1 protein-coding gene and 1 pseudogene are annotated in these 255 nt (G+C 62.0%); both read right to left on the bottom strand.

What is annotated here, in order from left to right:
• Window positions 1-163 (bottom strand): annotated as a pseudogene (locus FNJ47_RS47135) (branched-chain amino acid ABC transporter permease); the annotation flags it as partial.
• On the bottom strand, window positions 163-255 hold a 93-nt coding region (locus FNJ47_RS47130; RefSeq protein WP_206685427.1), incomplete at its 5' end, for an ABC transporter ATP-binding protein C-terminal domain-containing protein. The pseudogene FNJ47_RS47135 and the gene FNJ47_RS47130, both read right to left, overlap by 1 nt.

Genomic DNA, 255 nt, shown 5'->3' with positions numbered 1-255 from the left:
TGACGAAGGTCAGCGCCGCAAACAGCAGCATCGCGCCCTGCGCGAAATTGAGCACGCCCGAGGTCTTGTAGATCAGCACGAATCCGATCGCGACCAGCGAATACATCACCCCCGACAGCAGGCCGCCGACCAAGACCTCGATCAGAAACTGATAATCGAACATCAGACCGCGAGCTCCGTGACGTCCTGATGCGCAACGCCGAGATAGGCGTCGATCACCGCCTGGTCGGCCCTCACCTCGTCGGGCGTGCCGTC

The organism is Bradyrhizobium uaiense, assembly GCF_010811875.1.
In the GTDB taxonomy this organism is placed as follows: Bacteria; Pseudomonadota; Alphaproteobacteria; order Rhizobiales; family Xanthobacteraceae; genus Bradyrhizobium; species Bradyrhizobium uaiense.
Note: the sequence above shows the minus strand (reverse complement) of the source record. Positions and strands in the feature narration are given on the sequence as shown.